Origin of the sequence: Flavonifractor sp. An100 (assembly GCF_002161175.1) — a bacterium.
Lineage (GTDB): Bacteria > Bacillota > Clostridia > Oscillospirales > Oscillospiraceae > Lawsonibacter.
This window is the reverse complement of the sequence record NZ_NFMA01000044.1, coordinates 1-6323: the sequence shown is the minus strand read 5'-3', so window position 1 is coordinate 6323 and position 6323 is coordinate 1. Positions and strand designations below refer to the sequence as shown.

7 protein-coding genes and 1 tRNA gene are annotated in these 6323 nt (G+C 53.3%); 6 read left to right on the top strand and 2 right to left on the bottom strand.

Features of this window, described 5'->3' with window-relative positions; genetic code table 11:
- The first annotated feature begins 81 nt into the window (after positions 1-81).
- From B5E43_RS14590 to B5E43_RS14570, 5 genes are all read left to right on the top strand, one after another.
- Positions 82-157: transfer RNA gene (locus B5E43_RS14590), tRNA-Pro, on the top strand.
- A gap of 108 nt (positions 158-265) precedes the next feature.
- On the top strand, positions 266-838 hold the full coding sequence (locus tag B5E43_RS14585; RefSeq protein WP_087397886.1) for a GNAT family N-acetyltransferase: 573 nt from the start codon (positions 266-268) through the stop codon (positions 836-838).
- Positions 839-855: 17 nt separating this feature from the next.
- Positions 856-1233: a DUF1801 domain-containing protein gene (locus B5E43_RS14580; protein WP_087397884.1), complete on the top strand. Its 378-nt coding sequence runs from the start codon at positions 856-858 to the stop codon at positions 1231-1233.
- Positions 1230-1583, top strand: a complete 354-nt coding sequence (locus B5E43_RS14575) for a hypothetical protein (RefSeq protein WP_087397882.1) — start codon at positions 1230-1232, stop codon at positions 1581-1583. The genes B5E43_RS14580 and B5E43_RS14575 overlap by 4 nt, the downstream gene beginning before the upstream one ends.
- A gap of 174 nt (positions 1584-1757) precedes the next feature.
- A complete protein-coding gene (locus tag B5E43_RS14570) occupies positions 1758-2207 on the top strand; it encodes a zinc ribbon domain-containing protein (RefSeq protein WP_087397888.1) in 450 nt (149 codons plus the stop codon).
- A 93-nt stretch (positions 2208-2300) separates the two neighbouring features.
- Here the strand turns inward: B5E43_RS14570 and B5E43_RS14565 are convergent, their stop codons facing one another.
- Together B5E43_RS14565 and B5E43_RS14560 are read right to left on the bottom strand one after the other, a co-directional pair.
- On the bottom strand, positions 2301-2924 hold the full coding sequence (locus tag B5E43_RS14565; protein ID WP_087397880.1) for a CatB-related O-acetyltransferase: 624 nt from the start codon (positions 2922-2924) through the stop codon (positions 2301-2303).
- A 15-nt stretch (positions 2925-2939) separates the two neighbouring features.
- On the bottom strand, positions 2940-4316 hold the full coding sequence (locus B5E43_RS14560) for an MATE family efflux transporter (RefSeq protein ID WP_087397878.1): 1377 nt from the start codon (positions 4314-4316) through the stop codon (positions 2940-2942).
- 578 nt (positions 4317-4894) lie between these two features.
- On the opposite strand from B5E43_RS14560, the gene B5E43_RS14555 reads away from it, so the two are divergent.
- A complete protein-coding gene (locus B5E43_RS14555; protein WP_087397876.1) occupies positions 4895-6103 on the top strand; it encodes an IS110 family transposase in 1209 nt (402 codons plus the stop codon).
- Positions 6104-6323: the final 220 nt, after the last annotated feature.

Sequence of the window (6323 nt, the reverse complement as noted above, 5' to 3'; positions counted from 1 at the left end):
AGCGGGAACCATTTCGGCAAAGTCGTTGGTCAAAAAACGGCCTTGACCACATGTTTGACCACAGTTATAATCATTTTATATCCGGGTGTAGCGCAGTTGGTAGCGCACGTGATTTGGGTTCACGGGGCCGGGCGTTCGAATCGCCCCACTCGGACCAAAAATCCGTCAAAATCTTGTGATTTTGACGGATTTTTCTTAACTTTTACAACAAAACTATTTGATAAAATTCCACTATCCATTTTTACTTTTCTTGAGGTGCCGAAATATGGTGATCGAGACAAAACGGCTGATCCTGCGCCCCTTTTTAGAGGATGACGCGGCGGATGCCTACGAATATCTGAAAGAACCCGCGGTCAACTGCTTTGCCTGCATGAAGCTGCATTCCCTGGACGAGGCTAAAGAGGAGATGAAAAAGCGCCTGGGCGAGACGGAGTACTACTTTGCCATCACCCTGAAGGAGGGCGGCAAGGTTATCGGAGAGATTGACGCCTACCCGGAGGAGGGCGAGCCCCACGCAGGCGAGGACTCCGTGCGGGACACTTTCAGCCCCTGCTGGATGCTGAATGAGAACTACCAGGGCAAAGGGTACGCCTTCGAGGCGGCCCATGCCTTCTTCGACTATCTCTTTTCCCAAAAGGGCGCAAGGCGCATCTACGCTTACACCGAGGACTATAACCTCGCCAGTCAGCATCTGTGCGAAAAACTGGGGATGCGCCGGGAGGGCCTGTTCCTGGAATTCATCTCCTTCGTGAACAATCCCGACGGAACCCCCAGGTATGAAAACACGGTGCAGTATGCCATCCTGAAAAAAGAGTGGGACCGGCAGCAGTCCCAATAGGCAGTTGGAGGTATGATATGGGCGCAGCTTCTGTTTCGGAGTATGTGGCATCGCTGAACGAAGAGCAGCGGCAGCATGTCAGCGCATTCATTGACTTTATGAGTGCAGAATATCCGCAGTTGACTCCTAAAATCTCCTTTTCCATGCCCATGTGGCTGCTGGTGAAAAAGATGTACGAGGGATATGTGGCAGTTTCCGCCGCGAAAAGCCACTTCTCCATTCATTTTTCCGACGAAGAGTTTCTGAACCGCTTGTCTGAGAGTTTGCCCACCTGCAAAAAGGGCAAGCGGTGCATCAACATCCCATACGGCGATGAAGAGTCCCTTCATGCGGTCGAGGAACGCATCAGCGATTTTCTAAAAATCTATCACTTTGAAGGGAGTTCCTCCCTATGAATTGTACAGAGGAAATCGGCTGCTGTGGTGCCTACTGCGGGACCTGCCGTGAATTTGAGAAGACCTGCAAGGGCTGCAAGCCGGGCTATCTGGATGGATCCCGTGATCTGAACCGGGCCAGATGCAAAATGAAGAAGTGCTGCCTGACTAAAGGTCACATCACCTGCGCAGATTGCGAGGAATATGAACACTGCGAGACCGTCCAGGCCTTTCTCAACCATTCAGTCTACAAATACTCCAAATACAAGCAGGCACTGGAGTTCATCCGCGCCCACGGCTACTCTGCCTTTCTGAAAGCGGCGGAACACTGGACAGGCGCCTACGGCAAGTACCCGAAATCAGATTTCTGAAAGAGATGATACCGCCCGCTGAAATCCGTGGATGTTCAGCGGGCGGTATTCTTTGTATATAGCTTGTTAAATACTGATACGCCTGATGCGAGAGCAAAGCAGAATTGAGGCAACAGCCAGTTGCTTTGCTTTTTGCTCCGGCTGTGGTACAATCCGGGCAAGGTGGTGATCAACATGGATACCAAAGAAGTCCTTCTGGAACTGCGCACCAAGCGCGGACTCTCCCAGGAGCAGTTGGCGGAACAAGTGCATGTGACCCGGCAGGCGGTTTCCCGCTGGGAGACCGGCGAAACAGTGCCCAACACAGAAACCTTGAAACTGCTCTCCAGGCTGTTTGATGTCTCCATCAATACCCTGCTGGGTTCCCCAAGGCAGTTGATCTGCCAGTGCTGTGGTATGCCTCTGGAGGATGCTAATATCAGCCGGGAGCCGGACGGCACCTTCAACGAGGAATATTGCAAGTGGTGCTATACTGACGGGAAATTCGTCTACACAAGCCTTGAGGAACTGCTGAATTTTCTGGAAAGTCATATGTCCAATGAAGCCTGGCCCCCGGAGCAGGTCAGAGCCTACTTTGAAGCTCAGCTGCCAAAGCTGAACCACTGGAAACAGCCCGAGACATGAATACATCCCTCTGGAATCTGTGATTTCCAGAGGGATGTATTTTTTATTTGTGTCATTCGGATAGGGACAGCCCGAACTTTACGACAAAACAGGTCATCTGATTTGATCCAGTTGTCCTGATTGAATGGCATCCAAATTGGCCTGGATCCGTTTCTCCGGCCAGTCCCACCACCGCAGTTCCAATAGCGCGGCAATTGTGTCCTCGGAAAACCGCTTTCGGATCGGCTTAGCCGGGACACCGCCCACAATGGTATAGGGCGGGATATCCTTCGTTACAACGGCCCGGGCACCGATGATGGCTCCGTCTCCGACGGTCACCCCCGCTAAGATGACCGCCTCGTAGCCGATCCACACATCGTTTCCGATAACAATGTCACCCTTGTTGTCCCAGGCTCTGGCCACCTGACTCCGATCCAGTCCCCACTCCTCGAAGAAAATGGGAAAGGGATAGGTGGAGAGGGATTGCAGGCTGTGGTTGGCGCTGTTGAAGAGGAACTTTGCTCCACAGGCGATGGAGCAGAATTTACCGATCACCAGCCGGTCGTGGTTGACGGGATAGTGATACAGCACGTTGTTCTTTTCAAAGTCAACGGGGTCATGGACAAAGTCATTATACATGGTGAAGTCCCCCACAAGGATGCTGGGGTCTGCCACGACCTGGTTGAGATAGACCGTCTGAGTATCATCTGTTCGGGGATAGATGTTGGATGGATTCATATTCTTTTCCTCCTCTTATTTGTTTCGGCTACCCTCTCTCGAAGGCTCACGCACCAGTGTTTTTCTTTCCCAGACTCTGCTTCTGAAGTAGATAAACCCCACCAGGGCGGGCAGGATGGGCGAAAGGGCCTGGCCCAGATAGATTCCGGGAAAGCCCATGGAGAGGGAAAATGCCAGCAGCCACGCCACCGGCAGGCGCACCACCACCGCGTCCAGCAGGGCATTGACCATGGCCACATGAGCTGCGCCCACACCGATGGCAAAGGAATCCAGCGTGTACATGGCGGCATAGACCAGGCTGTTAACTCCGCAGCACAGGCGCAGATACAGCACACCGACCCGGATTACCTCCGGGCTGGTGCTGTCAAACAGGCAGATGAGAGGCTCCGCCAGAAACTGGACCGTCACAACCACCGCCGCTGTGACGGCGAGGTTCAGCAGCAGACCGGATCGCACTACCTGGCGGGCCCGCCGGATCTGACCGGCTCCCATGCACTGGCCCACCATGGCGGTGATGGCCTGCCCAATGGCCCAGCAGTGCATCCCGGCAAAGGTGTTGATCTTCAGCCCTACGCCGGAGGCAGCGGCCACCGAGGTGCCAAAGGGATTGAGCATCCCCGTCACCAGCAGATAGGCCGTGTTCACCACCACCATCTGGGTTGCGGTGGGCAGGCCCACCTTCAAAATGGATAACAGTATTTCCCAGCAAAACTCGATCTTCCTGAAGGAAACGCTCAGCTGGTGCCGTTTCAGATATGCCAACGATCCCACAAAGGAAATGCCTTGGGCAGTGATCGTGGCCCATGCCGCGCCGGCGGTGCCCATGGAACACGGCCCTACCAGCAGTACATCCAGCAAGACGTTGAGAATCGTGGCGGTACCCACGAAAAAAAGCGGCGTTTTGGAATCGCCCAGGCCTTTCAGAATGGAGCAGACCGTGTTGTAGCCAAAGACGAATACGGTTCCCCAGCAGATGATCTCCATATAGCCGCAGGCGTCCGGATAGGCCTCCGCCGGAACATCCAGCGCTCGGAACAGCGACTCATAGACGGTAAGGCCGAGAATGGTAACTACAACGGAGGCCACCAGCGACAGGAGAAACAGCATTCCGATGGTGTCACGCTGTCCCTTTTGGTCGCCCGCCCCTTTGTACTGAGCCACCAAAACGCTCCCGCCCATGGTCAGGCCGATACAGAGGGAATTGATGATAAAACACAGCATGGAGGCATTGCTGATGGCGGCCAGGCCGATTTTGCCCACAATTTTCCCCACCACCAGCATATCCACCACATTGTAGAGGGCCTGCAGCAGGTTGGCCAGAAACAGCGGGAAGGCAAACTGGATCAGTTTTTGGGGCACGCTCCCGTTCAATAAGTTTTGATCTTGAGTCATGTAATATCTTCCTTTCAAAAAGACAGAGGGCAGCGCAGTGCTGTGCGCCCTCTGTTCCATCGCCCCTGAAATGGGCATAACAAAAGGCCGTGGACAAAACATCGTCCGCGGCCCAAAATAAACTATCTTGTCCTGTCAGTCTGCAAAAAGGGTACAAAAACCAAAGGTAGTGATTTTCTGCCCTGGCCGCCCGGTTTTACAACTTGACAGTCCGAAAAGGCTCCGCACAATGTTTTGTGGTATCCATTTGTACGGAGCCGAAATCAATGCAGAATTTTCCGAACAACATCGTGCTCACCTCGCTATTACAATAAATTTGGACAGGAAAGCCAGGCAGCCAGTCCGGCTTTCTTTCCATCTCGTGCCTAAGCTACAATAAGAGGAGCAACTGGCTGACGACACCTCACTTGGGCTAACAAGTCCGTAGGAAAGACTGTCAGCCATCCTCTTGTTGCAGCGTTCGATTTGAGCAGGTTGAGCCACCGGATGCCGGAGAGTTCGTGTCACCAAATAGATTGAATCGGCAGCGAGAAAAGATGGATTTCCGGTTGCGGATTCTTGGTATTGGAGGAATGTGAATGAACTGCGTTGGCATCGATGTTTCCAAGGGAAAGAGCACGATTGCAGTCATGCGGCCCTTTGGAGAGGTAGTGGTTTCACCCTTTGAAGTGCGCCACACCGACAGTGAACTGAGCGAGCTGGCAAGGCTGCTCAAAAGCCTGGACGGTGAGACCCGTGTGGTGATGGAATCCACAGGTAATTACCACGCGCCGGTGGCCTGGCTGCTCCACGACGCGGGCCTTTATGTCTCGGTAGTCAATGCAATGCTGGTGCATGACTACGGAAACAACAGTTTAAGACGGGCCAAGACCGACAAGAAGGATGCCGTGAAGCTGGCCAACTACGGCCTTGACCACTGGCTCACACTGCCGAGATATGTCCCTGAGGAGGATACCCGGCTCATGCTGAAGACCTGCTACCGGCAATACCAGCAGTATTCCAAAGTACAGACCATGCTGAAGAACAACTTGATCTCCATGCTGGACATTGCTTTCCCGGACGTAAACCGCCTGTTTACCAGTCCGCCCCGCGCCGATGGCAGCGAGAAGTGGGTGGACTTTGTAGCCGCTTTTTGGCATTGCGAGTGCGTCTGTGGCCTGTCTGAGAAGGCTTTTACCGCCAAGTACTATAAATGGTGCAGAAAGCACGGCTACAATTTCAGCGAAGATAAGGCGCTGGACATTTATGCCTCCGCCTGTGGACACTTCGGTGTCATTCCGAAAACGGATACGGCAAAACTTTTGGTGAAACAGGCTGTTTCCCAAATCCGGGCAACTTCTGCCACATTAGCTACTCTCAAGCAGGAGATGCAGTCCATGGCAGCTTCTCTGCCGGAGTATCCTGTGGTGATGGGGATGTTTGGTGTTGGTCCTACCCTCGGCCCCCAACTCATGGCTGAAATTGGCGATGTACGCCGTTTTCATTCCAAAAAAGCGCTGGTTGCCTTTGCGGGCATTGACGCCCCGCCCTACCAATCCGGCCAAATGGATGTCCGTAGCCGCAGCATTTCCAAGCGGGGATCTACCTCACTGCGCAGGACGCTCTTTCTGGTGATGAGTGTCATCCTGCAACGTGCTCCAATGAATGAGCCGGTCTACCAGTTCATGAACAAGAAACGCTCTGAAGGCAAGCCCTACCGTGTCTACATGATGGCCTCCGCAAATAAGTTCCTGCGCATCTACTACGCTTCTGTGAAAGCCTACTTGGATTCCCTGGAACACGACTGATTTTCCTGCGCTATACCATCTGGCTGGCCGCTGTTTTAATTTTGGGATGCTCAGCGGCTTGATTTTGTGTTGCCTTTTTCGCTTCCCTAAAAATCTGAAACTTCTACTTGACTTTTATTGCTACAATGCCAACAGGCGGGAGGAGCACGCCAGCCAGGCGTGCTTTTCTCGTACTCACGCCTAAGCTACAATGGAAGGGAAATTGGCCTGACGAGACTTT